This window comes from Ensifer sp. ENS09, assembly GCF_014852425.1.
In the GTDB taxonomy this organism is placed as follows: domain Bacteria; phylum Pseudomonadota; class Alphaproteobacteria; order Rhizobiales; family Rhizobiaceae; genus Ensifer.
Genome location: NZ_JACVBP010000007.1, coordinates 83,310 through 110,286 on the forward strand (window position 1 = coordinate 83,310; position 26,977 = coordinate 110,286).

A 26,977-nucleotide genomic window follows, 5' to 3' on the forward strand; every position below is an offset into this window, starting at 1 on the left:
ACTTCAATGCCCGGGTTTCGCCCGGGCATTTTTCGTTTCGCCGTAGGACAACGATGCGATGCGCCTATTCGCGGCCGAATTCGTCCTCGATGCGGACGGTGTCGTCGTCGCCGAGATAGGAACCGGTCTGGACCTCGATCAGTTCCAGCGGGATTTTGCCCGGATTGTGCAGCCGGTGCACCGTGCCCTGCGGAATGAACACCGACTCGTTCTCGTGGAGCAGCCGCGTCTCGCCACCCATGGTGATCTCCGCCGTGCCGCGCACGACGACCCAGTGCTCCGCACGGTGATGGTGCTTCTGCAGCGAGATCTTCTTGCCGGGCGTCACGTGTAGGCGTTTCACCGAGAAGCGCTCACCGTCGGAAAGTGCGGCCACCGCGCCCCAGGGACGATAGGAGGTCGGATGCACTTCCGTCAGCGCCGCGGTTTTGGGAGAGCGGGCGAGCGCCTTGACGATATGGCCGACGCTCTGGCTGTCATCCAGCCGCCCGACATAGACGGCGTCCTCGCCGGCAATGACAGCCACGTCTTCCAGCCCCTGGACCGCCAGGTGAATGTCGCGCGACAGAACCAGCGAGTTGCGGGTGTTCGAGACCGTCGCCCTCTCCGTCACGACATTGCCATCGGCGTCCTTGCGCCCGGTCTTCCACACCGCATCCCAGCTTCCGAGATCCGACCAGGGGAAGGAAGACGGCACAACGGCGGCATGTTCGGTCTTTTCGAACACCGCATAGTCGATGGAAATATCAGGTGCTGCAGCAAAACTTTCGCCATGCAACCGAGTGAAGTCGAGATCCTTGTAGGCACCTTCGACGGCGGCCTTCGCTGCGTCGAAGACCTCCGGCGCAAACCGCTTCAACTCGTCAAGAAAGAGCGTCACGGGCAGCATGAACAGGCCGGAGTTCCAGAGATAGCGCCCGGTCGCGATCATCGCCTCGGCTTTCACCCGATCCGGCTTCTCGACGAAGCGCGCCACCCGGTTCGTGCCTTCGGCCAGTTCGTCGCCGCATTCGATATAGCCGTAGCCGGTTGCCGGTTCAGTCGGGGTGATGCCGAACGTCACCAGCTCTCCCCGCTGGGCGGCCGCCTGCGCTCTCAGGATGCTATCCTCGTAGAGGACGCCGGCGTCGATCTCGTGATCGGAAGCGAGCACCTGCATGATCGCGCCTTCGCCGTAACGGCCAAGCACGGCGAAGGCGGCGGCGGCAAGGGCCGGTGCGGTGTTGCGCGCCACCGGCTCCAGGAGAATGTCGCCGAGCGCGGCCTCGATCGTGCGCGCCTGCTCGGCGACGATGAAGCGAAAGTCGCTGTTGGTGACGACGATCGCCGGCTCGTAGCGCGTTCGGTCGCCGACACGCTCGAGCGTCTGCTGAAACAGCGATCGCTCGGAAAGGATCTGCAGGAACTGCTTCGGCGCGGCGGAGCGCGAGAGCGGCCACAGTCGGGTGCCCTTTCCACCGGCCATGATGACAGGAACAATCTTAGACGTCATGCCAGCGGTCTTTCCTCGTGGGCTGCGTGGTCATCGATGAATACAGGATCGACGGTGAAGAATAGCTAAAGTCGCCGATGGGAGCCACCAGCCGCGTTGCAGCGGGAGCGGCCCGGATGAATGCATAAAAAAACCCCGCTCGAAGGCGGGGCTTTGTTTCTGCGCTTCACCCTTCCGGGTGTCCCTTTCAGGCCGGGATGACGGTCTCGCCGAGCTTGGTCAGTTCGGCGACGAACTGCTCCAGACGGGTCTTCTTCTCGTCACCGGCGCCTTCCAGCTCGGCGCGAACCGCGTCGATACGGCTTTCGAGAGCCGTGCGGTCGAGTTCATCGACATGAACGGCGGATTCGGCGAGCAGCGTGCAGCCGGTCGGCAGGATGTCGGCAAAGCCGCCAAACACCGCAAAGCGCTCCGTCTTGCCGTCGGCCAGCTTCACCGTGACCACGCCGGGCTTCACCGTCGTCATCGTCGGCGCGTGATTGGCCATCACGGTCATCTCGCCCTCGGTCGCCGGAATGACGACTTCCGTCACCTTTTCGGAGACGAGCAGGCGCTCGGGGGAAACAAGCTCAAAGTTGAAATCGGCCATGACCATTCACTTCTTGTGGGCGCGCCACCTGAGAGGCGGCTGTGCATGTCTTCCCTATCCTTGCGAAAGGACAGGATGAAAGCCTCGGCGCTTGTGCAGCGCCGAGGCTTAACAGTGCTATCAAGCGGCTTCAGCAGCCAGCTTCTTGGCCTTTTCAATCGCTTCTTCGATCGAGCCAACCATGTAGAAGGCAGCTTCCGGCAGATGGTCGTACTCGCCGTTGACCAGGCCTTTGAAGCCCTTGATCGTGTCTTCGAGAGCGACGAGCTTGCCCGGCGAACCAGTGAAGACTTCGGCGACGAAGAACGGCTGCGACAGGAAGCGTTCGATCTTACGAGCGCGGGCAACGGCCAGCTTGTCTTCTTCAGACAGTTCGTCCATGCCCAGGATGGCGATGATGTCCTGGAGAGCCTTGTAGCGCTGCAGGGTCGTCTGCACCTTACGCGACACTTCGTAGTGCTCTTCGCCGACGATCATCGGGTCGAGCATGCGCGAGGTCGAGTCGAGCGGGTCAACGGCCGGGTAGATACCCTTTTCGGCGATCGAGCGCGACAGAACGGTCGTTGCGTCCAGGTGGGCGAACGAGGTTGCCGGCGCCGGGTCGGTCAAGTCGTCGGCCGGAACGTAGATGGCCTGAACCGAGGTGATCGAACCCTTGGTCGTGGTGGTGATGCGTTCCTGCATCTGACCCATGTCGGTCGCCAGCGTCGGCTGGTAACCCACGGCCGACGGGATACGGCCGAGCAGAGCCGACACTTCGGAGCCTGCCTGGGTGAAGCGGAAGATGTTGTCGACGAAGAACAGAACGTCCTGGCCCTTGTCGCGGAAGTCTTCAGCGATCGTCAGACCGGTCAGAGCGACGCGAGCGCGGGCGCCCGGCGGTTCGTTCATCTGGCCGTAAACGAGCGCAGCCTTGGAGCCTGCACCGCCGCCGTGCTTGTTAACGCCGGACTCGATCATTTCGTGGTAGAGGTCGTTGCCTTCGCGGGTACGTTCACCCACGCCTGCGAACACCGAGTAACCACCGTGCGCCTTGGCGACGTTGTTGATCAGTTCCATGATGAGAACGGTCTTGCCGACGCCTGCGCCGCCGAAGAGGCCGATCTTGCCGCCCTTTGCGTAAGGAGCGAGAAGGTCGACGACCTTGATGCCGGTGACGAGGATCTGCGCTTCCGTCGACTGCTCGACGTAGGACGGCGCTTCCTGGTGGATGGCGCGCTTGCCGGAGGTGACGAGCGGACCGGCTTCGTCAACCGGCTCGCCGATGACGTTCATGATGCGGCCGAGCGTTTCGTCGCCGACCGGAACCGTGATCGGTGCGCCGGTGTCGGTAACCGACTGGCCGCGAACCAGACCTTCGGTCGAGTCCATGGCGATCGTGCGAACGGAGTTTTCACCGAGGTGCTGTGCGACTTCGAGAACGAGGCGGTTACCGTTGTTGTCGGTCTCCAGCGCGTTCAGGATCTGCGGAAGCTGGCCTTCGTCGAACGCGACGTCGACGACGGCGCCGATGACCTGCGTTACGCGACCGACAGCGCCGGTTGCGGCTGCTGCTGCGGTCTTGGCGGAAGCTGCCTTCCTCGGTGCAGCGGGCTTCTTCTCCGCTGCGGTTTCTTTCGGGGTAGCTGCCTTAGCCATAATCCTTACCCTCTTCTCGTGACCTTAGAGCGCTTCCGCGCCCGAGATGATTTCAATGAGTTCCTTGGTGATCTGAGCCTGGCGCTGACGGTTGTAGTTCAGCGTCAGCTTGTTGATCATCTCACCAGCATTGCGCGTCGCGTTATCCATCGCGCTCATCTTGGCACCCATTTCGCCTGCGACGTTCTCGAGCAAGGCCCGGAAGATCTGCACCGAAATGTTGCGCGGAATGAGATCGCTGAGGATCGCGCCCGCGTCCGGCTCATATTCGTAGACAGCCGAAGCATCCGATGCTTCCGCTGCGACCGGGCCGGCCGAAGCGGGGATCAGCTGCTGAGCCGTCGGAATCTGGGCGATAACGGACTTGAACTCAGAATAGAACAGCGTGCAGACATCGAACTCGCCCTTTTCGAAGAGCGCGATGACCTTGTGGCCAATCTGGTCGGCGTTTTCAAAGCCGATCTTCTTGACCTCACGCAGGTCGACACGGTCGATGATCAGCGACGCGTATTCGCGGCGCAGAATATCGAAGCCCTTCTTGCCGACGCAGATGATCTTGACCGTCTTGCCGGCTGCAAGCAGCTTGCGAACGTGGTCGCGGGCATGACGGGCGATCTGCGAGTTGAAGCCGCCGCAAAGGCCGCGTTCAGCCGTGCAGACGACCAGAAGGTGCGTATCGTCCTTGCCGGTTCCGGTCATCAGCGCAGGCGCGCTGTCGTCCGCGCCAACCGCCTGGGCGATGTTGGCGAGAACGGCAGCCATACGCTGCGAGTAAGGCCGGGCGGCCTCAGCCGCCTCCTGCGCACGCCGAAGCTTCGCCGCGGCGACCATTTTCATCGCCTTGGTGATCTTCTGCGTCGCCTTGACGGAGGCGATCCGGTTCTTCAGATCCTTAAGTGAAGGCATCCGTTATCCGTCCTAACTGAAATCCGCTCAGGCGAAAGACTTGGCGAAGCTGTCGATTGCAGCCTTCAGCTTGCCCTTGACGTCGTCGGAGATCGCCTTGTCCTTGCGGATGGTTTCCAGGATGTCCTTGCCTTCCGAACGCATGTACGAAAGCAGGCCCTGCTCGAACTTGCCGACCTGGTTGACCGGCAGCTTGTCGAGGTAACCGTTGACACCTGCGAAGATGACAGCGACCTGCTCTTCCGTCTTCAGCGGCGAGAACTGCGGCTGCTTCAGGAGTTCGGTCAAGCGGGCACCGCGGTTCAGCAGGCGCTGCGTAGCGGCATCGAGGTCCGAGCCGAACTGTGCGAAGGCGGCCATTTCGCGATACTGGGCGAGTTCGCCCTTGATCGAGCCGGCAACCTGCTTCATCGCCTTGATCTGCGCGGCCGAGCCAACGCGGGAAACCGACAGGCCGACGTTAACGGCCGGACGGATGCCCTGGTAGAACAGGTCGGTTTCAAGGAAGATCTGGCCGTCAGTGATCGAGATCACGTTGGTCGGGATGAACGCCGAAACGTCGTTGCCCTGCGTTTCGATGACCGGCAGAGCCGTCAGCGAGCCAGCGCCCATGTCGTCGTTCAGCTTTGCAGCGCGCTCGAGCAGGCGGGAGTGCAGGTAGAAAACGTCGCCCGGGTAAGCTTCGCGGCCCGGCGGGCGGCGCAGCAGCAGCGACATCTGACGGTAGGCAACGGCCTGCTTGGACAGGTCGTCGTAGCCGATGAGAGCGTGCTTGCCGTTGTCACGGAAGTATTCGCCCATCGCGCAGCCGGCGAACGGTGCGAGGTACTGCATCGGAGCCGGATCGGAAGCCGTTGCAGCAACGATGATCGAGTACTGCAGGGCGCCGCGCTCTTCCAGAACCTTCACGAACTGGGCAACCGTCGAACGCTTCTGGCCGATTGCGACGTAGACGCAATACAGCTTGTCACCATCCGGACCATTGTCGTGAATGGCCTTCTGGTTGAGGATCGTGTCGAGGATGATCGCGGTCTTGCCGGTCTGGCGGTCGCCGATGACGAGTTCGCGCTGGCCACGGCCAACCGGGATCAGAGCGTCGATGGCCTTGAGGCCGGTCGACATCGGCTCATGAACCGACTTGCGCGGAATGATGCCCGGAGCCTTGACGTCAACGCGTGCGCGCTGCTTGGCGTTGATCGGGCCCTTGCCGTCGATCGGGTTGCCGAGCGCGTCGACGACGCGGCCGAGCAGCTCCGGACCAACCGGAACGTCCACGATGGCGCCAGTCCGCTTGACGGTGTCGCCTTCCTTGATGTCACGGTCCGAACCGAAAATAACGACACCGACGTTGTCGGCTTCGAGGTTCAGCGCCATGCCGCGAATTCCACCCGGGAATTCGACCATTTCGCCTGCCTGGACATTGTCGAGGCCGTAGACGCGGGCAATACCGTCACCGACGGAAAGCACCTGACCGACTTCGGAGACTTCTGCTTCCTGGCCGAAATTTTTGATCTGATCTTTAAGAATTGCGGAAATTTCCGCGGCGCGGATATCCATCAGCCGACCTCTTTCAGTGCAAGCTTAAGGCTAGAGAGTTTGGTGCGAAGGGAAGTGTCAATCTGGCGGGACCCGACCTTGACGATCAGACCTCCAAGAATAGACGGGTCGACGGTGACGTTGACCGCCACGTCTTTGCCGGTGACGCTCTTAAGCGTCGCCTTCAATTCAGTTTCCTGCGCTGCGGAGAGCGCATGGGCCGACGTGACGTCGGCGGAAATTTCGCCACGATGGCGCGCGGCGATCAGGCGGAACGCCTTGATCATGCCCGGCAGCGCGAAGAGGCGGCGATTGCGGGCAACGACCTTGAGGAAGTTGCCAACGAGCCCGGAGATGCCAGCTTTCGCTGCAACAGCCGAAATGGCCTTGAACTGGTCGTCTGCAGAAAAGACCGGGCTGGCGATCAGCCGCTTCAGATCGTCGCTACCGTCGATCAGGGTCTGGACGCGGGTGAGATCCGCACCGACTGCCTCGACCGAACCGGCGCTGAGCGCGAGTTCAAAAAGCGAGGACGCATATCTTTCTGCAACACCGGAAATAAGCTGGGATGTGTCTGCCACGGGCACAAGCTTCTCTCAATTTCATCCAAGAACGGTGCTGGCGGTGGGCCGTCAACTTAAGCTCTTGAATTTGCTGCAATAATTTGCAGGATATCGAGGCCTGGCGACCCACTTCCCCCGCAATTCGCGGTTCGTCTAGCATAGGATGTTTGGACTCGCAACACGCGAACGGCAGGAATGCGGCATAAGTCGGCCACCTTTGGCCGAATTTTGCCGTAAATTCGGTCCTGCGCTGTGAATCGCGGGGATGCCCGCAATCGCGATCAGATCATGCCGAAGACATAGCCGAGCGGAAGGATGGCGAGCGCCGCCTGAACGATGAGCGCCGCCCAGTTGTAGAGCGTGCTGCCATTGTCGCTCATCATAGAGAGGATTCGGCCGAAGGCGGCGAGCGCAAAGGCAGCCCCGACAGCCAGATAAACCATCGGCTGGGCGAGCAGAATGGCAGCAAGTCCGAGTCCCAGATGCATGCCGCCCATGGTCGAGCGCGCCTCGGCAAGGCCGCCGCGCCGTCCCTCGGCAATGCCGATGCCGGCCAAGCGAAAGGTCAGCCGCGGAGCAAACAGCATGACGACGCCGATCAGCGCTGCCGCCGCCGCCGCACAGAAGGCGAGGAACTCGCCGGTTTCCGTCGGAATATAAAACTCCATGCCCGTTCCCGCAGATGAGCCCGTTGTCATGCCGCTCCGTCGTCGGCCGGAGCGATGCGTCCCTGACCTCTAGCGCATGTCGTCCCGGTTGTGAATCGCCCACGGCCTCTTCAATGCGGCGATCACAGGAAACTTGAACTACAGGAAGCTTTGGGGATCGATGTCGAGCTGGACGCTGATCGAGCCGCGCTCCTTGGGGCCGGCGGCGATCATCGCCTTGACGAAGGCTTGCATGTCGCTGTTGCGCCGGCCATGCACCAGCAGCCGGAAGCGATGCCGCCCGCGCACCAGCGCCAGCGGCGCCTCGGCTGGACCGAGGATGGAAATGCCATCCGTCCTTGGCGCTGCCATTCGCAAGCCCCGAGCATGGCCCTCGGCATCCTGCCGGGTGTCGGCCGAAACGATCAGCGAAGCGAGCCGACCGAACGGCGGCAGCAGCGCCTTTTCGCGCTCGGCGATCTCACGATCGTAGAAGGCGTCGGCATCGCCCGACACGATCGCCTGCATCACCGGATGCTGCGGCTGATAGGTCTGCAGCAACCCAAGGCTCTTGAGACCCGTTCGGCCCGCACGGCCGGTCACCTGCGAGAGCAGCTGGAAGGTCCGCTCCGCCGCACGCGGATCGCCGTTCGCAAGTCCCAGATCCGCATCGACGATGCCGACCAGTGTCATCAGCGGAAAGTTATGGCCCTTGGCGACGAGTTGCGTGCCGATGACGATATCGGCCTCGCCACGCGTGATGGCTTCAAGTTCAAGCCTCAGCCGCTTGACGCCCATCAGGTCGGAAGAAAGCACGATCGTGCGCGCCTCGGGAAAATGCCGCTCCACCTCTTCGGCGATGCGTTCGACCCCCGGCCCACAGGCGACCAGATGATCGAGCGTGCCGCATTCCGGGCAGGCTTCCGGCGTGCGCTCGGAATAGCCGCACTGGTGGCACTGGATCTGCCCGCGGAAGCGATGCTCGACCAGCCAGCTCGAACAATCCGGGCACTGGAAGCGATGGCCGCAGACGCGGCACAGCGTCAGCGGCGCATAGCCGCGACGATTGAGGAACAGCAGCGCCTGTTCGCCACGCTCGATCGCCTTGCCGACCTGGTTCAAGAGCACCGGCGAGAGAAACCCGCCGCGTGCCGGCGGATGCTGGCGCATGTCGACAACGCCGAGCCGCGGCAGCGCCGCATCACCGAAACGGGTCGGCAGGTGGATCGGTTTGTAACGGCCGACGTCACCATTGACCCGGCTTTCGAGCGACGGCGTCGCCGAGACGAGCACGACGGGAAAACCGGTGATGCGACCACGAACGACCGCCATGTCGCGCGCATTGTAGAAGACGCGGTCTTCCTGCTTGTAGGCAGGGTCGTGCTCTTCGTCGACGATGATGAGACCCAGTTCCTCGAAGGGCAGGAACAGCGCCGAACGGGCGCCGGCAACGACACGGACCGTGCCGGTCGTCACCTGGCGCCAGACCTTTTCACGGGTGCGGGGGGCCAAGTCCGAATGCCACTCGGCGGGCTTGGCGCCGAAACGATCCTGGAAGCGTTCGAGGAAGCTCGACGTCAGCGCGATTTCGGGAAGCAGGATCAACACCTGCTTGCCCGCCCGAAGCGTCGCGGCGATCGCCTCGAAATAGACCTCTGTCTTGCCGGATCCGGTGATGCCGTCGATCAGCGACACCGAGAAACCGCCCTCCTCGACCGCTGCCAGCAGATCGGCAGCTGCATCCTTCTGCGGGCCTTCGAGCCGGGGGGCGGTAAAATCGGGATCCGGCAGGGCGACGACCGGCGGCGGCGCCATGAAGACGGTCTCGAAGACGCCTTGCTGGGTCAGCCCTTCGATGACGCTCGACGACGTGCCGGCGGCATGCGCCAGCCCCGAGCGTGTCCAGGAAAAGCCGTCGCTGGCGGCAGCGATCACCCGTTCGCGCGCCGCCGTCATGCGCTCCGGTCGCATCTCGGTGAGACGCAGCGCCTCCACCATCGGTTCCGGATCGAACGCGGCGGGTGCGCGAAGCGCCATGCGCGCGACCAGCCCCGGCGGCGTGACGGTATAGGCGGCCACCCAATCGAGAAAGGTCCGCATGTCGCGCGTCAGCGGCGGGCAGTCGAAAGCCTTCTCGATCGTCTTGAGTTTCTTGGCGTCGACGCTCCCGTCATCGTCGCCATCCCAGACCACGCCGACGACGAGGCGGGGGCCGAGCGGCACCTGCACGATCGAGCCCGGCTCGACCGCCATGCCGTCGGGAACCGCATAGGAATAGGCTTTCGGCGCCGGCATGGGCACCAGGACCGGCACGACGCGACGGGCCGAAACGGGCCCGAGCAAATCGCCGAATAAATCGGTTGAATCGCGAGTCATTTTGCCGTGACCTTGCCACGTGTTTCGGTTAAAGAAAACTGCGCTGCGAACCGCAGCCTTGCAGGCCGCAGGGTTTGTCACGGTTCCACCAGAGTTTCAACGCGCGCGATCTCTGCCAACGGAATTCCTCCCCGGTAGATATGCGCCGAACGGCAATCGTGCCCCAAGGGAGTGACCCCATGAAATTTTTCGTTGATACCGCCGACGTCAAGGAAATCCGCGAGCTGAACGATCTCGGCCTTCTCGATGGCGTCACCACCAACCCGTCGCTGATCCTGAAGTCGGGCCGTGACATCACGGAAGTCACGAAGGAAATTTGCTCGATCGTCGAAGGTCCGGTTTCGGCTGAAGTGACCGCGACCGAATATGCGGAGATGATGAAGGAAGCGGCCGTTCTCGCGAAGATCGCCGACAACATCTGCATCAAGCTGCCGCTGACGCTCGACGGCCTGAAGGCCTGCAAGGCGCTGACCTCGGACGGCCACGAGACCAACGTGACCCTGTGCTTTTCGGCCAACCAGGCACTGCTTGCGGCAAAGGCCGGCGCCACCTTCATCTCGCCCTTCGTCGGCCGTCTCGACGACATCGCCTTCGACGGCATGGACCTGATCCGCGAGATCCGCCACATCTACGACAACTACGGCTACGAGACCGAGATCCTTGCAGCTTCGATCCGCACCGTGAACCACGTCAAGGAAGCCGCCCTCATCGGCGCCGACGTCGTCACCGCGCCGCCGGCAACGCTGAAGGCGCTGGTCAAGCACCCGCTGACCGACAAGGGCCTCGAAACCTTCCTGGCCGACTGGGCCAAGACCGGCCAGAAGATCGCCTGATTGTTTCGGGAATGAACAAATAAACCCCGCAGCGATGCGGGGTTTTTTGTTGCCTACTCGTCGTCGTCCATCAGCCCTGTCAGCCGCATGCCGTCGATCCAGGTGGCGCTGTCCTTGCGGATCACCCGGCGCGGACGGATACCTGAGCGCTGGCGCACTTCTTCCGCCAGTCTTTCCGAATGGGTGACGATCCAGATCTGGCTCTCCCTGGAAGCGCTGGCGATCATGTCGGCAAGCGCCGGCAGCATGTCCGGGTGCAGGCTCGTCTCCGGCTCATTGAGCGCGATGAAGCGCGGACGCCGGTAGGAGAGCAGAGCGGCGGCGAGCGCCAGGAAGCGCATCTGGCCGTCGGAAAGCTCACGCGGCGAAAACGGCCGGCTGGGAAAATCCGGAAAGACCAGCGAGAATTCGGCGAACTGGCCGGGTTCGGGAACATCGAGGTAAGCGCCGCCGAACGCATCGGCGATCGCCCGGTCGAGGTCGACCGTGTCTTCGCGCGTGTGGCGGAGCGTCGCAAAGACCGCCGCCATATTGACGCCGGTCTCGTCGAGCAGCGGCGCGGTCACCGCAAGGCAGGGCAGCCGCAGCGGCGAATCGCGGTCGGTGCGGAAGCCGTGAAAGAAGCGCCACTGTTCGACTGCACGGCGGAAAGTGCCGACCTCCGGGTAGTGGCCGGCGTCGCCGAGCAGCGAGATCGCGGTCTCGGACGTCAACGCCTGCTCCGGATAACCCTCCATCCGCGCGCGTTCGCCGCGCACGAAGATGCCGGGCCCGGATCGTTTCATCATCGTCACCGGACGGCGGCCGGTTTCGACCGTCAGTTCCTCTTCCTTGACTTGCGGCTCATAGGCGAACCCGGCCGCAGCCTTCGGCGGACGCAGCCCGGCCTCGATCCGGTAGCGGAAGGTGATCGCCCGTTCCTCGTCCAGAAGCTCGGTTTCGAGCCTTATGCGCGCCGGCTTGTCGGCACGCCGACGGCCGCTCCAGAGCGCCGAGGACATGCCGCCCTCCTCGGCAATCTCACGCGCCAGCGTGCCGCGCGTGGCGGCTTGCACGAGTTGAAGCGCGCGATAGAGATTGGACTTTCCGACGCCGTTTTCGCCGATGAACAGGTTGACCCCGGTCAGATCCATGCGGATCGACTTCAGCGAACGGTAGTTTTCGGCGAACATGGATTGAAGCTGCATGGCTCAAGACCTAGCCGATCCGCCGCGCGGGGTGAAGCCCGATGGCGTTTGCGTGGACCACGACGGTCGCTAGAGCGCGGCCGCCGTTTGCAGCCTGGGCCTGAACGCCGCGTCGGCATCCATCGCCAGATCGAAGACAGTGTGCCGTTCGAGCGCCTTCGTCACCTCGCCCGCTTCGCCCTCCAGCGCCTCCGGCGGAATGAGGTTGCCGATGCGAAAGTCGAAGAGATCGCCCTTCTTGTTCAGCAGCTCGTGGAACACCGTCATGTCGCGCAGCTCGGTCGACCATTTGGCGAACCAGTAGAACAGGCCGGAATTGCGGGCGCTCATATGCACCGGCAGGATCGGCAGCCCGTATTTACGCGCAAAGCCCACGGCCGACGTCTTCCATGGCCGTTCGTTGAGGCAACCATCGGCCCAATAGGCGATGCGCCCGGAAGGAAAGAGCACGGTCGCCTTGCCCTCGCCGATCGCCCGGTTGGTGACCTGCAGCGTCTCGCGCGCCTTCAGCTTGCTCTTGTGTTCCTCGCGCCATTCGACCGGAATGACCATTTCGACGAAACGCGGATTGACGCGGATCGCATCGCGATTGGCGAAGAACATCATGTCCGGCCGCCGGCTCTTCAAGAGGTCGAAGACTGCGATCCCATCGGCAATGCCGGTCGGGTGGTTGCTGACGAGCAGGAAGCCACCTTTCTGCGGAATGCGCTCGGCGCGATCGACCCGCACCTCCAGCGACAACAGCGAGCTCAGATGCTCGAAGGCCTGGAATCCCGGCATGTTGGCGACCGCATCGGCAAACTCGTGCGCCTTGCGATAATTCAGCAGCGTATAGAGAAAAGGCCGCATCAGCGGCCAGAGCGGGCTCTTGACGATCCGCTGACCGCGTTCGGCAATCAGGGTGTCGACGATGTGGCCAGGCTGCCCCTGGGAGACCAGGGCGATCACTTCAGCAAAATGCGCGATTCCGTTCACTGAATCCCGTCCCGCCATAGTCCGATCCGTTTGTTTGCGGCTGACCATCGCAATTCTATATGATCGAAGAATGACAAATTCCAAGGGTGCATTAGCAAAAACCTAAGACGCGTCAGGGCATTGTCGCGGGCGGACCATCAATGGAAAGCGACAATGAACGAGCTCCTCGTCATCGGCCATCCGGAGCTTCTTGCCGAGCGTCAGCGCTGGCTTGACGGGCTCATGCGGGAGCGCCGCCTCTCCGACAACACCGTCGAGGCCTATGAGCGCGACACCCGGCAATTCCTGACGTTTCTCACCGGCCATCTCGCCGGGCCGCCGCGGCTTTCCGACATCCGTACACTGAGGCCGGCCGACCTGCGCGGCTTCCTCGCCCAGCGTCGCAAGGGCGGCGCCGGCGCCCGCACGCTCGGCCGCGGGCTGGCCGGGCTTCGCTCCTTCCTGCGCTATCTCGAACGCAACGGCCTTGCCAATGCGGCCGGTGCGGCCGCGGTGCGCTCGCCCAAACAGCCTAAATCCCTGCCGAAGCCGCTCACCGATCGCGACGCGCTGACTGTCGTAACGTCGCAGGCGCAGCTTGCCGAGGAGCCTTGGATCGCCGCACGCAACGCAGCGGTGCTGACCTTGCTTTATGGCTGCGGCCTGCGCATTTCCGAGGCGCTCGGCCTCACGCCGTCGGAATTTTCCGGCGCACCCACGTCGCTGCGCATCGTCGGCAAGGGCGACAAGACGCGCATCGTGCCGCTGATCGAAGCGGCACGTGCGGCGGTCGCCACCTACTTGAAGCTCTGCCCCTACTCGATCGCCGCGGATGCGCCGTTGTTCCTCGGCGCGCGCGGTGCCAAGCTGCAGCCGGCGATCATCCAGCGCGAAATGCAGAAGCTGCGCGGCGCGCTCGGGCTGCCCGAGACCGCAACGCCACATGCGCTGCGCCACTCCTTCGCCACGCATCTGCTGGCCGGCGGCGGCGATCTCAGGACCATTCAGGAACTGCTCGGCCATGCCAGCCTGTCGACCACCCAGGTCTATACCGGCGTCGATTCGGCGCGGCTTCTGGAGATCTACGACCGCGCCCACCCGCGCGCCTGATTTTCGGCGAAAGGGCGGATTAACCATGCCCATTAAGGAAGCTGTGACCGGCCCGGGCCTAGGGTCGGCAATCGACCATGCGACTGTCAGGGAAGAACGATGACCGCCTTTGCGAGACCTCAGCAAAACCTGCCGCGGCACCTGCTTGCGCGGCTCGCCGACGGCGCACTTTGGCTGGTCGCCCTGCTGCATGTCCTGCTCGCCGCCTGCCTCATCGTCGCACTCGTCTTTGTCGCTGAGGCCGACGCCGCAGAGGTGGAATGCGGCGGCACGAACGTTCTGACCGCGCTTGCAAAATCCGATCCGACGAAACTGGCCGCACTCGAAGCGGAAGCCGCCGCCATCCCGAACAGCAAGGGCATCTTCTGGAAGATCGAGAAGGACGGTGTCGCGCCGTCCTGGCTGCTCGGCACGATGCATGTCACCGATCCGCGCGTGCTGGCCCTGCCGACCGAGGCGCCCGCCGCCTTCGAGGCAGCCTCGACCGTCATCGTCGAATCGGACGAGATCATAGATGAGAAGAAGTCGGCCGCCGCGATCCTGATGCGGCCCGATCTCACCATGCTTCCGGACAACAAGACGATCGCAGACTTCCTGAAGCCCGACGACCGCGAACAGCTCGAAACGGGCCTCAAGGCACGCGGCATTCCGTTGCCCCTGGTTTCACGCATGAAGCCCTGGATGATCGCGAGCTTCGTCGCGCTGCCCGCCTGCGAAATGAGCCGCAAGGCCGCGGGCGCCTCCTTCCTCGACAAGAAGATCGCCGAGGATGCGGTCAGTCAGGGCAAGACGCTGAAGGGCCTGGAAACGCTGGTCGAACAGCTCGCCGCCATGGACTCGCTGCCGACCGAACTGCACCTGCGCGCCCTCATCGAGACGCTCGCGCTCGGCAAGACCATCGACGACGTCTTCGCGACGATGACCGATCTCTATCTCTCCGGCGACACCGGCATGATCATGCCGATGATGAAGGCCGTGTCGGACAAGAGCGCCGAGGATTTCGGCTATGCCGACTTCGAGCAGCGCATCATCGTCGACCGCAACAAAACCATGGCGACGCGCGCCCAACCGATCCTGAAGGACGGTGGCGCCTTCATGGCCGTCGGCGCACTGCACCTACCGGGCAAGGAAGGCCTGGTTGAGCTGCTGCGCGGCCAGGGCTTTACGGTCACGCGCGCCAACTGACGGGTAGGCCGGCAACGGACGCCGCCGGCACATTGCCCCCGCCTCAGCCCTGCGCACCGGCGCGCGAAACGACCTCGGCTGCGCCTGCGGTTGCACCATCGCCCTCGATCCGCGACAGGCCGCGATAGCCCCAGAACGCAGCGCCAAGGATCAGGACACCAGCGGCGAGCGCAATGGTGAAGCCGGCCTGAACGCCGAAGCGTGCGACCACACCCCCTGACACCGCGGCACCCGCCGCAACCCCGATCCCGAGGCCCGTGGTCAACCAGGTCAGCCCTTCCGTCAGCTTCGACGGCGGCACGGCGGTTTCGCCGATGCTCAACGCGACGATCATCGTCGGCGCAAAAAACACGCCCGAAATGAACATCATCGTCGCAAGGCTGCCGATCCCGCCGGCAAAGAGTAGCGGCAATGTGGTAGCGGCCGTCATGCCCGCCCCGATCAGGAACAGCTTCGCCAAAGGCAGGCCGATCCTGGTCGCGCCGAACGCCAGGCCGGCGATGCAGGAACCGAGCGCGTAGAGGGAGAGCACGAGGCTCGCTGCCGCCGGCCGCCCTTCGGCCTCGGCAAAGGCGACGCTGACCACGTCGATCGTGCCGACGATCACGCCCATGCCGGCAAGCGCGACGATCAGGACGCGCAGCGCGGGGTAGCGAAGGACCGAACCGGGCGCCATCGTCTCCGCAGGCTTGACCGGTGGCTCGGTGCCCTTCTGCAGCACGAAGGCGGTGACCCCGATGGCGAGGCATGCAGCGGCAGCCAGCGGCCCGGCCTCGGGAAACAGACCGACGCTTAAGCCCACTGCGATGGGCGGGCCGACGATGAAGCAGATCTCGTCGAAGACCGATTCGAGCGAAAAGGCGGTCTTGAGCTCCGGGCGACCGCGATAGAGCTCGGTCCATCGCGCCCGGGTCATCGCCGACATGCTCGGCGTGCACCCGGCAATTACTGCAAAGACGAAGAGCGTCCAGTCCGGCGCCCGCCAATGGGTCGAGGCGAGGAGGGCCGACGTGCCGAGAAGGCTGAGCGCTGCGGCAACCGGCAGCACCCGGCTCTGGCCGAAGCGGTCGACGAGCCGGGAAACCTGCGGCGCCAGCAGTGCCGAGGCAAGCGTGAAGGCGGCGGCCACACCGCCGGCCAAGCCATAGCTGCCGCGGGACTGGGCCAGCATGGTGATGATGCCGATGCCCATCATCGACAGCGGCAGGCGCGACACCAATCCCGCCAGGGTGAAGCCCACCGTGCCTTTGGCGGCAAAGATCTGTGCGTAGGGATTGGCCATGGAAGCTCCTGCAATGGGTGTTTTAGCGCCGCCGAATTAACATACGCAGCGTATGCAAGTGATATTGACATACGTTGTGCATGTCAATTAGCATACGCACCGTATGCAAAAGGAGTTGCCGATGACGAGGCGCGCGCGCAGCGACATGATCGCGGAAACAAGGGCAAAGCTGATCGCCGCTGCCCGGCAAGCGTTCACCCGAAGCGGCTACGCGGAGACGTCGATGGACGATTTCACCGCCGCCGCCGGGCTCACGCGCGGCGCGCTCTATCATCACTTCGGCGACAAGAAGGGCCTGCTGCGTGCGGTCGTGGAGACCCTGGACGGCGAGATGGATACACGGCTCGACGCAGCCTCCGCGACCCCGGACCCGTGGGACGGGTTCGTGCGCCGCTGCAGGCTCTATCTGGAGATGTCGCTCGACCCGGAAATCCGACAGATCGTCTTGAAAGATGCCCCGGCCGTACTCGGCGCAAGCATGCTGGAACCGAGCCGGCGCCAATGCCTCGCATCGCTTGCCGCCAGGCTTTCGGCGATGATGGCCGCGGGCGTCGTGCGGAAAGGAGACGCGGAGACATTGGCGCGGCTGATCAATGGCGCGCTCACCGACGCGGCGCTCTGGATTGCCGAGGCGGACGATCCGGCCCTGCGCCTCACCAGCGCACGCGACAATCTCGACCTGCTCTTGTCCGGACTGAGAACCGAAGGCCGGGCTTAGGGGCCCGCCACCCGCGAAAGAAGTGTCGGAACGATCGCCTTGTGAAACGGCGTGACGGCCAAGAGGTAAACCCGTCCGAGCGTGTTGTGCCTGCGCACGAGCGTGGTGACGCCGACGATCTGGTTGACAGCAGATCCCGCCCTGACATCGACGACGATGCGGAAATCGAGATGCTTGTCGTCGAAGCCGAGCACCACTTCGTCATCGCTCTTCGATACGACAGGAAACGCACCGATCAGCCCCAGGCGGCTGGAGGGCGCCGCCGACTTCAGGCCGACGACCGAGACGATGCGGTTACGCAGGCCCAGCAGCACGCGGACCCACCGCGGCGACCGGCCAAGCGAACGTTCGGCGGCTTCCGCCGCGGTCACGCCCTTGCCGTCAAGCGCAAGCTCGAAGCGGTCGGCCCAATCGGCATCCGGTAGGTGCCGGCTCGGCAGCGATATGGCCACGGCTCTCGGTTTCATCTTTCCTCCTGACGCGCGCGTCGTCTGTCCTTGCGGACATGATTGCGCCCTCCCCCGTGCCTGGACAGAAGACCGCTTGTCGCAGCCCTCGGGCCAATCGTCACATCCCCTCGTCCAGAGCACCCGACTCCGCCCCTTCCCTTCGCTCCGGCAAGCTGCATAACTCAGGCGGAACGCTGCAAATCTGGAGATGGACAATGGAAACCAGCTACGACACACGCGAACTCGAAATGGTCGTGCTGATGACGCCGGATATGGCGAACTTCAGCGGCAAGGTCCATGGCGGCGCGCTGCTCAATCTCCTCGATCGCGTCGCCTTCTCCTGTGCCTCGCGCTTTTCGCAGCAATATGCCGTGACGCTCTCGGTCGACCAGGTCACCTTCCGCCAGCCGATCCATGTCGGCGAGCTCGTCACCTTCCGTGCAGCCGTCAACAATGCCGGCCGCACTTCGATGGAAATCGGCATCCGGGTCGAGGCCGAAAACATCCGCAGCGGCGAGCGCCGCCACACCAATTCCTGCTATTTTACCATGGTCGCCGTCGATGCCGACGGCAGCCCGACGCCTGTCCCTGCCCTTGTCACCGACACAGCCGACCGCAAACGCCGGCAGCGCGCTGCCGAGGCACGGCGCAGCCTGAGGCGCGAGTTCGAGGAGCGTTTCCACGCCCTCAGGTCCGCTTCGGAAGAATGATACGGTCGCTTGCGAACAGGACTGCCGATGGCGACAATGTCAGCGGGCGTTGACGCCACTGAGTGAGCAATGGCCACAAGGGGCAGCCGGCACGCACGAAACGCGGCCGGGAACAAGGGGCCGCGTGATCACAGCCCCCTGCATGTTCCTTACATGTGGATGGGCTTGAAGAAGGTCGACAGCGCCGCTTCCTTGACCGCTTCCGACATGGTCGGGTGTGCGTGGCAGGTGCGGCCGAGGTCTTCCGACGAACCGCCGAATTCCATCAGCACGGCAATCTCGTGGATCATCTCGCCGGCGCCGAAGCCGACGATATGGCCGCCGAGCACCCGGTCGGTTTCCTTGTCGGCGAGGATCTTGACGAAACCGTCGGTCACCTGCATCGCCCGTGCGCGGCCGTTGGCCGTGAACGGGAACTTGCCGACCTTGTAGGCGACGCCCGCGGCCTTCAGCTCTTCCTCAGTCTTGCCGACGGAGGCGACTTCCGGCTGGGTGTAGACGACCCCGGGGATTACGTCATAGTTCACGTGACCGGCCTGACCGGCGAGGATTTCGGCAACGGCGACACCTTCGTCTTCCGCCTTGTGGGCGAGCATCGGGCCGCGCACGACGTCGCCGATCGCGTAAATGCCTGCAACGCTCGTCTGGAAGTGATTGTCGATCTCGACGCGACCGCGCTGGTCCATGACGACGCCGGCCGTATCGAGGCCGAGACCGTCGGTGTAGGGGCGGCGGCCGGTGGCGATCAGCACCACGTCGGCATCGAGCGTCACAGCGTCACCGCCCTTGACCGGCTCGAAGGTCACCTTGGCGCCCTTGCCGTCCTTGACAACGCCGGTCACCTTGGCGCCGAGCTTGAAGTCCATGCCCTGCTTGGCCAGCATGCGCTGGAACTGCTTGGAGACCTCGCCGTCCATGCCGCCGAGGATCGAATCGAGATACTCGACAACGGTGACCTTGGCGCCGAGACGGGCCCAGACCGAGCCGAGTTCGAGACCGATGACACCGCCGCCGACGACGATCATGTTGGCCGGAACCTTTTCGAGCGCGATGCCGCCGGTGGACGAGATGATGACCTTCTCGTCGATGTCGACCTTGACGCCCGGAATGCCGGCAACGTCGGAGCCGGTGGCGATCACGATGTTCTTGGTTTCGAGGATCTGTTCCTCGCCCTTGTCGTTGGTGACGGAGACCTTGCCCTGGCCGAGCACCTTGCCGGTGCCCTGGATGCCGTCGATCTTGTTCTTCTTGAACAGGAACGAGACGCCGTCGACGTTGGCCTTAACGGTCGCGTCCTTGTGCGCCATCATCTTTTCGAGGTTCAGCTTCGGCGCCGCGACTTCGACGCCGAGCGTATCGACGCCGTGGGCGACCTGATGGAACACCTCGGAAGCATGCAGCAGCGCCTTCGACGGGATGCAGCCGATGTTGAGGCAGGTGCCGCCGTAGGTGGCGCGCTTCTCTACGACGCCAACCTTCAGGCCGAGCTGAGCCGCCTTGATGGCGCAGACATAGCCGCCGGGGCCACTGCCGATAACGATGAGATCATAAGCCATTAGAATATCCTTCCTTCAGGACGGTTACCGTCCGCCGCTGACATTGAGAATTGCCCCCGTCACATAAGTCGCCTTATCCGACAGGAGGTAGAGAACCGCGTCAGCGACTTCCTCGGCCGTGCCGGGTCGCTGAACGGGAATGGTGGAGGCAAGATCGCGCGCCCGGTCCGGCAGACCGCCGGAAGCGTGGATCTCGGTATCGATGATGCCGGGGCGGATCGCGTTGACGCGGATGCCCTCGGTCGCGACCTCGCGTGCGAGGCCGATGGTAAGCGTGTCGATCGCGCCCTTTGAGGCGGCGTAGTCGACATATTGTCCTGGCGAGCCGAGCGTGGCAGCGACCGAGGAGATGTTGACGATGACGCCGCCGTGGTGCCCGTAACGTGTCGACATGCGCCGGACGGCCTCCGCCGCACAGCGGATGGAACCGGTGACGTTGATGCGGAACATGCGTTCGAGCCGCTCGGGCGACATTTCGTCGACCCGTTCGGTCGGGCCGACAATGCCGGCATTGTTGACGAGACCGTCCAGCCGGCCGAAGGCGGCATCGACAGCCGCAAAGATCGCCTGAATATCCGCCTCGGAGCCGACATCGCCCTGAACCGCGATCGCCGTGCCGCCGGCCCGCTCTATCGCGCCGACGACCGCATCGGCCGCATCGCGGTTCGACGCATAGTTGACGGCGACCCGCCAGCCGGCTTTCGCCGCACCAAGGCAGATTGCCGCGCCGATGCCGCGGCTGCCGCCGGTCACGAGAAGAACAGGGCTCGCACTCATGCGGCGCATCCCTTGAAGGTGAAGGCATCCCAACTGTCGGCCTCGGCCTTGCCCTTGCCCCAGGCCGTCGAAGCGCGAAGCGACGGCCCGAAATCGGGAAGCAGCAGTTGCTCGGCCGCCGTCTCGGTCTCTTGCGGGATCTCGCTGATCGCCCCGGCCTTGTCGAGCGCGTAGACCACACCCTGCCACACAGTACAGGCGCGCAGTTCCTCGCCGGTCGCATCCCCCTCGGGGCAATTGTGCATGATCAGCCCGGTCGCCCGTTCCGGCTCGCCCGCCGGCATGACGACGCCATCGAGCAGCAGGCCGGGCTTCAGCACCGCCACCTTGAAGTGGTTGCTGGTCGCGGCGCTTGCCGAGCCGACCGGTTCGAAACGCAGCTCGTAGGCCCCGTCGCGGTCGCCGTAGATCGCGTGCGACTGCTTGCAGTCGGCGGCGATCGCCGGCGCAGTAAAGACAAGGCCGAACAGGGCTGAAAGGAGACGACCGGAGAGCATGATCAGACAGCCTTCTCCGTCGCAAGCTTGAGGCCGAGCGCGATGAACACCACGCCGCTGGCGCGGTCGATCCACTTGCTGGCGCGAGTGAAGGCGGCGCGCATGCGCGGCGTCGTCATGAACATGCTGACGCCGACGAACCACGCGATCAGGCAGGTCGCCATGACAAGGCCGTAGCCGAACTTGATCATCATCGGCGTATGGGCGTGAACGACCGTCGAGAAGATCGACAGGAAGAAGAACACCGGCTTGGGGTTGAGCGCGTTGGCGGCAAAGCCGAGGCCGAAGGCCTTGGCCGCCGACTGGCCCTTGATCGACCCGTTGCCTTCCGTGTGGTCGACCTTGATCTCCGTCTGGCCGGCGCGCAGCGCCTTGATGCCGATATAGATCAGGTAAGCGACACCGCACCATTTGACGATGTTGAACAGATAGATCGACTGCGAAATGATCAGCCCGAGGCCGAGGATCGTGTAGGTCACATGGAACATCAGCGACGTGCCGATGCCGAAGGACGTGATGATCGCCGGGCGGCGGCCATGCACGATCGATTGGCGCATGACCATGGCGAGATCGGCGCCGGGGGAGACGATGGCGAAGGCGAAGATCGCCATCAGCGATGCGAGTTCGAAGAAATACTGGCTCATGGGTTTGCGACCGGTGCGTTGAAGGCCCAGACGTGGCCGAAGGGATCCTTTATGCGCGCGTAGCGTGCGTGCCAGAAGGTATCCTGCGGCTCCAGAACTGTCGATGCCCCGGCGGCCATCGCCCGGTCGTAGGCAGCGTCGACATCGGCCGGCTTCGCCAGGTTGATGCAGATCGCAACGCCGGTGCCGCCGATCGTGTTGGGCGACATCACGCTGCCGCCGAATTCGGGGAACTCGTCGTGCAGCATCACTTCGCCGCCGTGGATCGCCAGATTGGCGTGCATGACGCGCTTGCCGTCTTCGGCCATCGCGTGGAAGGTGTTCACCGCACCGAGCGCCTTCTCGTAAAAAGCGATGGCAGCAAGCCCGTCCTTGACGCAGATATGCGCCTGGATCGGCGGAACGTCGGGTCCGAATGCCATGCCGGTCTCCTCTTGCCTTGTCGCCGGGATGCTATGCCATGAGCCGGACGACCATCAGCACAAGCGCGATGATCGACACGAACCAGACGAGGGTACGCAGGACCGGAACGCCGGCCACGTAGAGAACGGTGTAAACCACCCGTGCCTGAAGCCAGGTCGCCGCGCCGATGGCGCCAAGACCACCGGTCTTGCCGGTCACCGCCAGTGCAAGGGCGAGAGCGACGAAGGCCGGATAGGTCTCCAGCATGTTGTGAAGCGAGCGCAGCAGACGACCGGACACCACGCTCTTGGGCGCCCGTTGCTCGTCGCGTGGGCCGAGCAGGTATCTGATCGTGAAATCGCCGGACAGATCGAGCGACAGTGCCTGCACCAGGATGTGCACGATCAGGAACACCACGCTCCAGCCAAGCACCCAGATTTCAGTCGACGCTGCAGCGGCTTCCATCATCCCTCGCAATCGCAGGAGCGGTTCGGATCGGCATCATCGGCCCTGAGGGCCAGTCTCTCCGGCCGGGCCGCAGGGACGGTTCTCGCCGTGCGTGATCGCGGACGGCGAAGGGCGGGGGCATGAAGGACGCCCCCGCCGCTTGCGGATATTAGAGATCGAGAACCAGGCGTTCCGGATCTTCCAGGCTTTCCTTGACGCGCACGAGGAAGGTCACGGCTTCCTTGCCGTCGACGATGCGGTGATCGTAGGAGAGCGCGAGGTACATCATCGGACGGATGACGACCTGGCCGCCGATGGCGACCGGACGCTCCTGGATCTTGTGCATGCCGAGGATGCCCGACTGCGGTGCGTTGAGGATCGGCGAGGACATCAGCGAACCGTAGACACCACCGTTGGAGATGGTGAAGGTGCCGCCCTGCATGTCGGCCATCGACAGTGCGCCGTCACGGGCAGCCTTGCCGAGACGGCCGATGTCCTTTTCGACCTCCGCGATCGACATCTGGTCGGCATCGCGAACGATCGGAACCACAAGACCCTTGTCCGTGCCGACGGCGACGCCGATGTGGCAGTAGTTCTTGTAGATGATGTCGGTGCCGTCGATCTCGGCGTTGACGGCCGGGATTTCCTTCAGCGCGTGGGTGACGGCCTTAGTGAAGAAGCCCATGAAGCCGAGCTTCACGCCGTGCTTCTTTTCAAAGATGTCCTTGTACTTGTTGCGCAGCGACATGACCGCGCTCATGTCCACCTCGTTGTAGGTGGTGAGCATGGCGGCAGTGTTCTGCGCGTCCTTGAGGCGACGGGCGATCGTCTGGCGCAGGCGGGTCATCTTGACGCGCTCTTCGCGAACGACGTCTTCCGCCGTCGACGGTGCACGGGCCTGGACCTTGGCCGGCTCGGACGCGGCCGGGGTCGAGATGCCCTTGGCAACGGCAGCAAGCACGTCGCCCTTCAGCACCTGGCCACGCTTGCCGGAGCCGTCGACCTGGTCGGCCGAGAGGTTGTTTTCGGCAAGCAGCTTGCCGGCCGACGGTGCCGGCGGCATCGACGAGGCGGCAGGTGCTGCAACAGCAGCCGAGGCAGCCGGAGCGGCAGCAGCCGGCTCGGCCTTCTTTTCAGCGGCAGCGGCCGGAGCCGCAGCGGCGCCGGCCGCACCTGCAGCGATCTGGCCGAGCAGCGCGCCGAGACCGACGGTCTCGCCGGCCTGCGCGACGATCTCCGACAGCGTGCCTGCGGCCGGCGCCGGAACTTCGATCGTCACCTTGTCGGTTTCGAGTTCGAGCAGGGGTTCATCGGCCTTGATGGCGTCGCCGACCTTCTTGAACCAGGTGCCGACGGTCGCTTCGCTGACGGACTCGCCAAGGGTGGGAACGCGGATTTCTGTTGCCATGATTTTTGTTCCGTTGATCAGATATCTGTTTCTATTGGCTCAGAGCGAGGGGAGCATCAGCCCCCCAGCGCGTCCTCGAGGAAGGCGGCAAGCTGCGCCTGGTGCTTCGACATCAGGCCCGTCGCCGGCGATGCGGCGGCCGGACGGCCGGTGTAGCGCACGCGCTGATACTTGGCGTCGATATGGGCGAGAACCCATTCCAGGTACGGGTCGATGAACGACCAGCCGCCCATGTTCTTCGGCTCTTCCTGGCACCAGACCATCTCCGCGTTGCGGAAGCGGCTGAGCTCGTTGATGAGCGCCTTGGCCGGGAACGGATAGAGCTGTTCGACGCGCAGCAGGTAGATGTCGTCGATGCCGCGCTTTTCGCGTTCTTCGAGCAGGTCGTAGTAGACCTTGCCCGAGCAGAGCACGACGCGACGGATCTTGGAATCCTTCTGCAGCTTGATCGGGCCATCCTTGATCACCTCGGCATCGTCCCACAGCAGGCGGTGGAACGAGCTCTCGCCGGCCATTTCCGACAGGCTGGAGACCGCACGCTTGTGACGCAGCAACGACTTCGGCGTCATCAGGATCAGCGGCTTGCGGAAGTCGCGCTTCACCTGGCGGCGCAGGATGTGGAAGTAGTTCGCCGGCGTCGTGACGTTGGCGACCTGCATGTTGTCTTCGGCGCAAAGCTGCAGGAAGCGCTCGAGGCGAGCCGACGAGTGCTCCGGACCCTGGCCCTCATAGCCGTGCGGCAGCAGGCAGACGAGACCCGACATGCGCAGCCACTTGCGTTCGCCCGACGAGATGAACTGGTCGAAGACGACCTGTGCACCGTTGGCGAAGTCGCCGAACTGGGCTTCCCAGAGGGTCAGCGCGTTCGGACGAGCGAGCGAGTAGCCGTATTCGAAGCCGAGAACCGCCTCTTCCGAAAGCATCGAGTTGATGACTTCGTAACGTGCCTGGGTCGGCGACAGGTTGGCGAGCGGGATGTAGCGCTCTTCGGACTGCTGATCGTAGAGAACCGAGTGGCGCTGCGAGAAGGTGCCGCGTTCGCAGTCCTGGCCCGACAGGCGGATCTTGGTGCCCTCGACGCAGAGCGTGCCGAAAGCAAGCGCTTCAGCCATGGCCCAGTCGACGCCTTCGCCGGTCTGGATCATGTTGGCGCGGTTTTCCATGAAGCGCTGGATCGTGCGGTGCGCGTTGAAGCCTGCCGGGATCTCGGAGATCTTGCGACCGACTTCCTTCAGCTGCTTCATCGGTACCGAGGTCTTGCCGCGGCGCTGTTCGTCCTGGTTGTCGGCCGAGCGCAGACCAGACCAGGCACCATCGAGCCAGTCGGCCTTGTTCGGCTTGTAGGACTGGCCGGCCTCGAACTCCTGCTCGAGGTGGGCGCGCCAGTCGGCCTTCATCTTCTCGACTTCGCCTTCGGAGATCAGGCCTTCGGCGATCAGTCGGTCCGAATAGAGCTGAACGACCGTCTTGTGGCCGCGGATGACCTTGTACATCTTCGGCTGCGTGAACGCCGGCTCGTCGCCTTCGTTGTGGCCGAAGCGGCGGTAGCAGAACATGTCGATGACGACAGGCTTGTGGAACTTCATCCGGAATTCGGTGGCGATCTTGGCCGCGTAGACGACCGCTTCCGGATCGTCGCCGTTGACGTGGAAGATCGGCGCTTCGATCATCTTGGCGACGTCGGACGGATAGGGCGACGAGCGCGAGAAGGCCGGATTGGTGGTGAAGCCGATCTGGTTGTTGATGATGAAGTGAACCGTACCGGCAACGCGGTGGCCGCGCAGACCGGAAAGGCCGAGGATTTCGGCAATCACGCCCTGGCCGGCAAACGCCGCATCGCCATGCAGCAGCAGCGGCATGACCTTGGAGCGTTCGCGCAGCGGAATGATGTCGCCTTCAAAGACGGTCGCCATCTGGTCCTGCTTGGCGCGGGCCTTGCCCATGACCACAGGGTTGACGATTTCCAGGTGCGACGGGTTCGCCGTCAGCGACAGGTGAACCTTGTTGCCGTCGAATTCGCGGTCGGAAGACGCACCGAGGTGGTACTTCACGTCGCCCGAACCTTCGACATCGTCAGGCGCGTAGGAACCACCCTTGAACTCGTGGAAGATGGCGCGGTGCGGCTTTGCCATGACCTGGGAAAGCACGTTCAGACGGCCGCGGTGGGCCATGCCGAGAACGATTTCCTTGAGGCCTTCCTGGCCGCCGCGCTTGATGATCTGCTCGAGCGCCGGGATGAGCGATTCGCCGCCGTCGAGACCAAAGCGCTTGGTGCCCTTGTACTTGACGTCGATGAACTGCTCGAAGCCTTCCGACTCGATCAGCTTCTGCAGGATCGCCTTCTTGCCTTCGGGGGTGAAGTCGACGCCCTTGTCCGGACCTTCGATGCGCTCCTGGATCCAGCCCTTCTCTTCCGGGTTGGACATGTGCATGAACTCGACGCCGATCGTCGAGCAGTAGGTGCGCTCAAGGATTTCGACCATCTCGCGAACCGTCGCGTATTCGAGGCCGAGCACGTTGTCGATGAAAATCTTGCGGTCGAGATCCTTGTCCTCGAAACCGTAGTTCGACGGCGACAGCTCGTTGTAGTCCTCAACCGCGGCAGCAAGGCCGAGCGGGTCAAGCTTGGCATGCAGGTGCCCGCGGGCGCGGTAGGCGCGGATCATCATGATGGCGCGGACGGAATCGCGCGTCGCCTGGTGGATGTCGGCGGCGCTGGCAACGGTACCGGTGGCGGCGGCCGTTTCCTCAACCTTCGCCTTGACCTTTTTCTCGATGACCTTTTCGACCGTGCCCCAGTCGCCGTCGAGCGCCGAGACCAGTTCGCCATTGGCCGGGATCGGCCAGTTGTTCTTTTTCCAGGAGGCGCCCTTGGCTGCCTTCACCACATCTTCCGGCCGGTCGGCGAGCGCCTTGAAGAAGGCCTGCCATTCGGCCGACACGGACGCCGGGTCCGCCTCGTAGCGTGCATGGAGCTGCTCGATATAGGCGGCGTTGGCGCCGTCCAGAAACGAAGTGAGCTGGAATTGCTCGTTGGCCTCTTGCCTTGTCATGGTCTCACGCGGACTGAT

25 protein-coding genes are annotated in these 26,977 nt (G+C 63.8%); 5 read left to right on the forward strand and 20 right to left on the reverse strand.

Translation table 11 applies throughout. The features are described from left to right. Positions 1–64: 64 nt before the first annotated feature. From IB267_RS29220 to IB267_RS29255, 8 genes are all read right to left on the reverse strand, one after another. Complete coding sequence (locus tag IB267_RS29220) at positions 65–1,492, reverse strand: mannose-1-phosphate guanylyltransferase/mannose-6-phosphate isomerase (RefSeq protein ID WP_192450956.1); 1,428 nt, start codon at positions 1,490–1,492, stop codon at positions 65–67. Between the two features lie 187 nt (positions 1,493–1,679). Next, complete coding sequence (locus IB267_RS29225) at positions 1,680–2,081, reverse strand: F0F1 ATP synthase subunit epsilon (protein ID WP_192450957.1); 402 nt, start codon at positions 2,079–2,081, stop codon at positions 1,680–1,682. Between the two features lie 120 nt (positions 2,082–2,201). Next, positions 2,202–3,719, reverse strand: coding sequence for a F0F1 ATP synthase subunit beta (gene atpD, locus IB267_RS29230; protein WP_043619145.1), 1,518 nt, complete (start codon positions 3,717–3,719; stop codon positions 2,202–2,204). Between the two features lie 24 nt (positions 3,720–3,743). Further along, positions 3,744–4,625, reverse strand: a complete 882-nt coding sequence (locus tag IB267_RS29235; RefSeq protein ID WP_043619147.1) for a F0F1 ATP synthase subunit gamma — start codon at positions 4,623–4,625, stop codon at positions 3,744–3,746. Positions 4,626–4,652: 27 nt separating this feature from the next. After that, positions 4,653–6,182, reverse strand: a complete 1,530-nt coding sequence (atpA, locus tag IB267_RS29240; RefSeq protein WP_043619148.1) for a F0F1 ATP synthase subunit alpha — start codon at positions 6,180–6,182, stop codon at positions 4,653–4,655. Continuing rightward, positions 6,182–6,742: a F0F1 ATP synthase subunit delta gene (locus tag IB267_RS29245; protein ID WP_305728137.1), complete on the reverse strand. Its 561-nt coding sequence runs from the start codon at positions 6,740–6,742 to the stop codon at positions 6,182–6,184. Before IB267_RS29245 ends, atpA begins: the two co-directional genes overlap by 1 nt. 263 nt (positions 6,743–7,005) lie before the next feature. Further along, positions 7,006–7,392, reverse strand: a complete 387-nt coding sequence (locus IB267_RS29250; RefSeq protein ID WP_043619162.1) for a hypothetical protein — start codon at positions 7,390–7,392, stop codon at positions 7,006–7,008. Between the two features lie 138 nt (positions 7,393–7,530). After that, on the reverse strand, positions 7,531–9,747 hold the full coding sequence (locus tag IB267_RS29255; RefSeq protein WP_192450958.1) for a primosomal protein N': 2,217 nt from the start codon (positions 9,745–9,747) through the stop codon (positions 7,531–7,533). Positions 9,748–9,926: 179 nt separating this feature from the next. Here IB267_RS29255 and fsa point away from each other — a divergent pair, with 179 nt between their 5' ends. Then, the gene (gene fsa, locus IB267_RS29260) at positions 9,927–10,580 is read left to right on the forward strand and encodes a fructose-6-phosphate aldolase (protein ID WP_192450959.1); all 654 of its coding nucleotides are present in this window, start codon (positions 9,927–9,929) and stop codon (positions 10,578–10,580) included. A gap of 53 nt (positions 10,581–10,633) precedes the next feature. Here the strand turns inward: fsa and IB267_RS29265 are convergent, their stop codons facing one another. Continuing rightward, a complete protein-coding gene (locus IB267_RS29265) occupies positions 10,634–11,767 on the reverse strand; it encodes an AAA family ATPase (RefSeq protein WP_192450960.1) in 1,134 nt (377 codons plus the stop codon). 69 nt (positions 11,768–11,836) lie between these two features. Then, positions 11,837–12,760: a GNAT family N-acetyltransferase gene (locus tag IB267_RS29270; RefSeq protein ID WP_192450961.1), complete on the reverse strand. Its 924-nt coding sequence runs from the start codon at positions 12,758–12,760 to the stop codon at positions 11,837–11,839. Positions 12,761–12,895: 135 nt separating this feature from the next. On the opposite strand from IB267_RS29270, the gene IB267_RS29275 reads away from it, so the two are divergent. Both IB267_RS29275 and IB267_RS29280 read left to right on the forward strand, forming a co-directional pair. Then, positions 12,896–13,831 carry a tyrosine recombinase XerC gene (locus tag IB267_RS29275; RefSeq protein ID WP_192450962.1) on the forward strand — a complete coding sequence of 312 codons (936 nt, stop codon included), beginning with the start codon at positions 12,896–12,898 and terminating at the stop codon, positions 13,829–13,831. 99 nt (positions 13,832–13,930) lie between these two features. Continuing rightward, positions 13,931–15,016, forward strand: a complete 1,086-nt coding sequence (locus tag IB267_RS29280) for a TraB/GumN family protein (RefSeq protein WP_192450963.1) — start codon at positions 13,931–13,933, stop codon at positions 15,014–15,016. 43 nt (positions 15,017–15,059) lie between these two features. Here the strand turns inward: IB267_RS29280 and IB267_RS29285 are convergent, their stop codons facing one another. Next, entirely contained in the window at positions 15,060–16,298 is a 1,239-nt protein-coding gene (locus IB267_RS29285) for an MFS transporter (protein ID WP_192450964.1), read from the reverse strand. Positions 16,299–16,419: 121 nt separating this feature from the next. On the opposite strand from IB267_RS29285, the gene IB267_RS29290 reads away from it, so the two are divergent. After that, complete coding sequence (locus IB267_RS29290; RefSeq protein ID WP_192450965.1) at positions 16,420–17,016, forward strand: TetR/AcrR family transcriptional regulator; 597 nt, start codon at positions 16,420–16,422, stop codon at positions 17,014–17,016. On the opposite strand, the gene IB267_RS29295 is transcribed toward IB267_RS29290, so the two are convergent. Next, entirely contained in the window at positions 17,013–17,483 is a 471-nt protein-coding gene (locus tag IB267_RS29295) for a DUF2867 domain-containing protein (RefSeq protein WP_192450966.1), read from the reverse strand. The two genes, IB267_RS29290 and IB267_RS29295, sit on opposite strands and share 4 nt — an antisense overlap. A gap of 197 nt (positions 17,484–17,680) precedes the next feature. On the opposite strand from IB267_RS29295, the gene IB267_RS29300 reads away from it, so the two are divergent. Further along, entirely contained in the window at positions 17,681–18,175 is a 495-nt protein-coding gene (locus IB267_RS29300; protein WP_192450967.1) for an acyl-CoA thioesterase, read from the forward strand. Positions 18,176–18,324: 149 nt separating this feature from the next. On the opposite strand, the gene lpdA is transcribed toward IB267_RS29300, so the two are convergent. From lpdA to IB267_RS29340, 8 genes are all read right to left on the reverse strand, one after another. Next, complete coding sequence (gene lpdA / locus IB267_RS29305; protein WP_192450968.1) at positions 18,325–19,731, reverse strand: dihydrolipoyl dehydrogenase; 1,407 nt, start codon at positions 19,729–19,731, stop codon at positions 18,325–18,327. Between the two features lie 24 nt (positions 19,732–19,755). Continuing rightward, complete coding sequence (locus IB267_RS29310) at positions 19,756–20,508, reverse strand: SDR family oxidoreductase (RefSeq protein WP_192450969.1); 753 nt, start codon at positions 20,506–20,508, stop codon at positions 19,756–19,758. Next, positions 20,505–21,005 (reverse strand): hypothetical protein, encoded by a 501-nt coding sequence (locus IB267_RS29315; RefSeq protein WP_192450970.1) that lies wholly within the window; start codon positions 21,003–21,005, stop codon positions 20,505–20,507. The genes IB267_RS29310 and IB267_RS29315 overlap by 4 nt, the downstream gene beginning before the upstream one ends. A 2-nt stretch (positions 21,006–21,007) precedes the next feature. After that, a complete protein-coding gene (locus tag IB267_RS29320) occupies positions 21,008–21,649 on the reverse strand; it encodes a LysE family translocator (protein WP_192450971.1) in 642 nt (213 codons plus the stop codon). Next, positions 21,646–22,071: a VOC family protein gene (locus IB267_RS29325; RefSeq protein ID WP_192450972.1), complete on the reverse strand. Its 426-nt coding sequence runs from the start codon at positions 22,069–22,071 to the stop codon at positions 21,646–21,648. The genes IB267_RS29320 and IB267_RS29325 overlap by 4 nt, the downstream gene beginning before the upstream one ends. A 31-nt stretch (positions 22,072–22,102) precedes the next feature. Then, positions 22,103–22,519: an MAPEG family protein gene (locus IB267_RS29330; protein WP_371742660.1), complete on the reverse strand. Its 417-nt coding sequence runs from the start codon at positions 22,517–22,519 to the stop codon at positions 22,103–22,105. Positions 22,520–22,667: 148 nt separating this feature from the next. Then, positions 22,668–23,906, reverse strand: coding sequence for a 2-oxoglutarate dehydrogenase complex dihydrolipoyllysine-residue succinyltransferase (odhB, locus tag IB267_RS29335; protein ID WP_192450973.1), 1,239 nt, complete (start codon positions 23,904–23,906; stop codon positions 22,668–22,670). Between the two features lie 56 nt (positions 23,907–23,962). Next, positions 23,963–26,959, reverse strand: a complete 2,997-nt coding sequence (locus IB267_RS29340; RefSeq protein WP_043613956.1) for a 2-oxoglutarate dehydrogenase E1 component — start codon at positions 26,957–26,959, stop codon at positions 23,963–23,965. Positions 26,960–26,977: the final 18 nt, after the last annotated feature.

Coding starts and splice junctions, on each gene's coding strand:
- IB267_RS29220 (WP_192450956.1), bottom strand. CDS start 1,492: ATGACGTCTAAGATTGTTCCTGTCATCATGGCCGGTGGAAAGGGCACC.
- IB267_RS29225 (WP_192450957.1), bottom strand. CDS start 2,081: ATGGCCGATTTCAACTTTGAGCTTGTTTCCCCCGAGCGCCTGCTCGTC.
- atpD (WP_043619145.1), bottom strand. CDS start 3,719: ATGGCTAAGGCAGCTACCCCGAAAGAAACCGCAGCGGAGAAGAAGCCC.
- IB267_RS29235 (WP_043619147.1), bottom strand. CDS start 4,625: ATGCCTTCACTTAAGGATCTGAAGAACCGGATCGCCTCCGTCAAGGCG.
- atpA (WP_043619148.1), bottom strand. CDS start 6,182: ATGGATATCCGCGCCGCGGAAATTTCCGCAATTCTTAAAGATCAGATC.
- IB267_RS29250 (WP_043619162.1), bottom strand. CDS start 7,392: ATGGAGTTTTATATTCCGACGGAAACCGGCGAGTTCCTCGCCTTCTGT.
- IB267_RS29255 (WP_192450958.1), bottom strand. CDS start 9,747: ATGACTCGCGATTCAACCGATTTATTCGGCGATTTGCTCGGGCCCGTT.
- fsa (WP_192450959.1), top strand. CDS start 9,927: ATGAAATTTTTCGTTGATACCGCCGACGTCAAGGAAATCCGCGAGCTG.
- IB267_RS29265 (WP_192450960.1), bottom strand. CDS start 11,767: ATGCAGCTTCAATCCATGTTCGCCGAAAACTACCGTTCGCTGAAGTCG.
- IB267_RS29270 (WP_192450961.1), bottom strand. CDS start 12,760: ATGGCGGGACGGGATTCAGTGAACGGAATCGCGCATTTTGCTGAAGTG.
- IB267_RS29275 (WP_192450962.1), top strand. CDS start 12,896: ATGAACGAGCTCCTCGTCATCGGCCATCCGGAGCTTCTTGCCGAGCGT.
- IB267_RS29280 (WP_192450963.1), top strand. CDS start 13,931: ATGACCGCCTTTGCGAGACCTCAGCAAAACCTGCCGCGGCACCTGCTT.
- IB267_RS29285 (WP_192450964.1), bottom strand. CDS start 16,298: ATGGCCAATCCCTACGCACAGATCTTTGCCGCCAAAGGCACGGTGGGC.
- IB267_RS29290 (WP_192450965.1), top strand. CDS start 16,420: ATGACGAGGCGCGCGCGCAGCGACATGATCGCGGAAACAAGGGCAAAG.
- IB267_RS29295 (WP_192450966.1), bottom strand. CDS start 17,483: ATGAAACCGAGAGCCGTGGCCATATCGCTGCCGAGCCGGCACCTACCG.
- IB267_RS29300 (WP_192450967.1), top strand. CDS start 17,681: ATGGAAACCAGCTACGACACACGCGAACTCGAAATGGTCGTGCTGATG.
- lpdA (WP_192450968.1), bottom strand. CDS start 19,731: ATGGCTTATGATCTCATCGTTATCGGCAGTGGCCCCGGCGGCTATGTC.
- IB267_RS29310 (WP_192450969.1), bottom strand. CDS start 20,508: ATGAGTGCGAGCCCTGTTCTTCTCGTGACCGGCGGCAGCCGCGGCATC.
- IB267_RS29315 (WP_192450970.1), bottom strand. CDS start 21,005: ATGCTCTCCGGTCGTCTCCTTTCAGCCCTGTTCGGCCTTGTCTTTACT.
- IB267_RS29320 (WP_192450971.1), bottom strand. CDS start 21,649: ATGAGCCAGTATTTCTTCGAACTCGCATCGCTGATGGCGATCTTCGCC.
- IB267_RS29325 (WP_192450972.1), bottom strand. CDS start 22,071: ATGGCATTCGGACCCGACGTTCCGCCGATCCAGGCGCATATCTGCGTC.
- IB267_RS29330 (WP_371742660.1), bottom strand. CDS start 22,519: ATGATGGAAGCCGCTGCAGCGTCGACTGAAATCTGGGTGCTTGGCTGG.
- odhB (WP_192450973.1), bottom strand. CDS start 23,906: ATGGCAACAGAAATCCGCGTTCCCACCCTTGGCGAGTCCGTCAGCGAA.
- IB267_RS29340 (WP_043613956.1), bottom strand. CDS start 26,959: ATGACAAGGCAAGAGGCCAACGAGCAATTCCAGCTCACTTCGTTTCTG.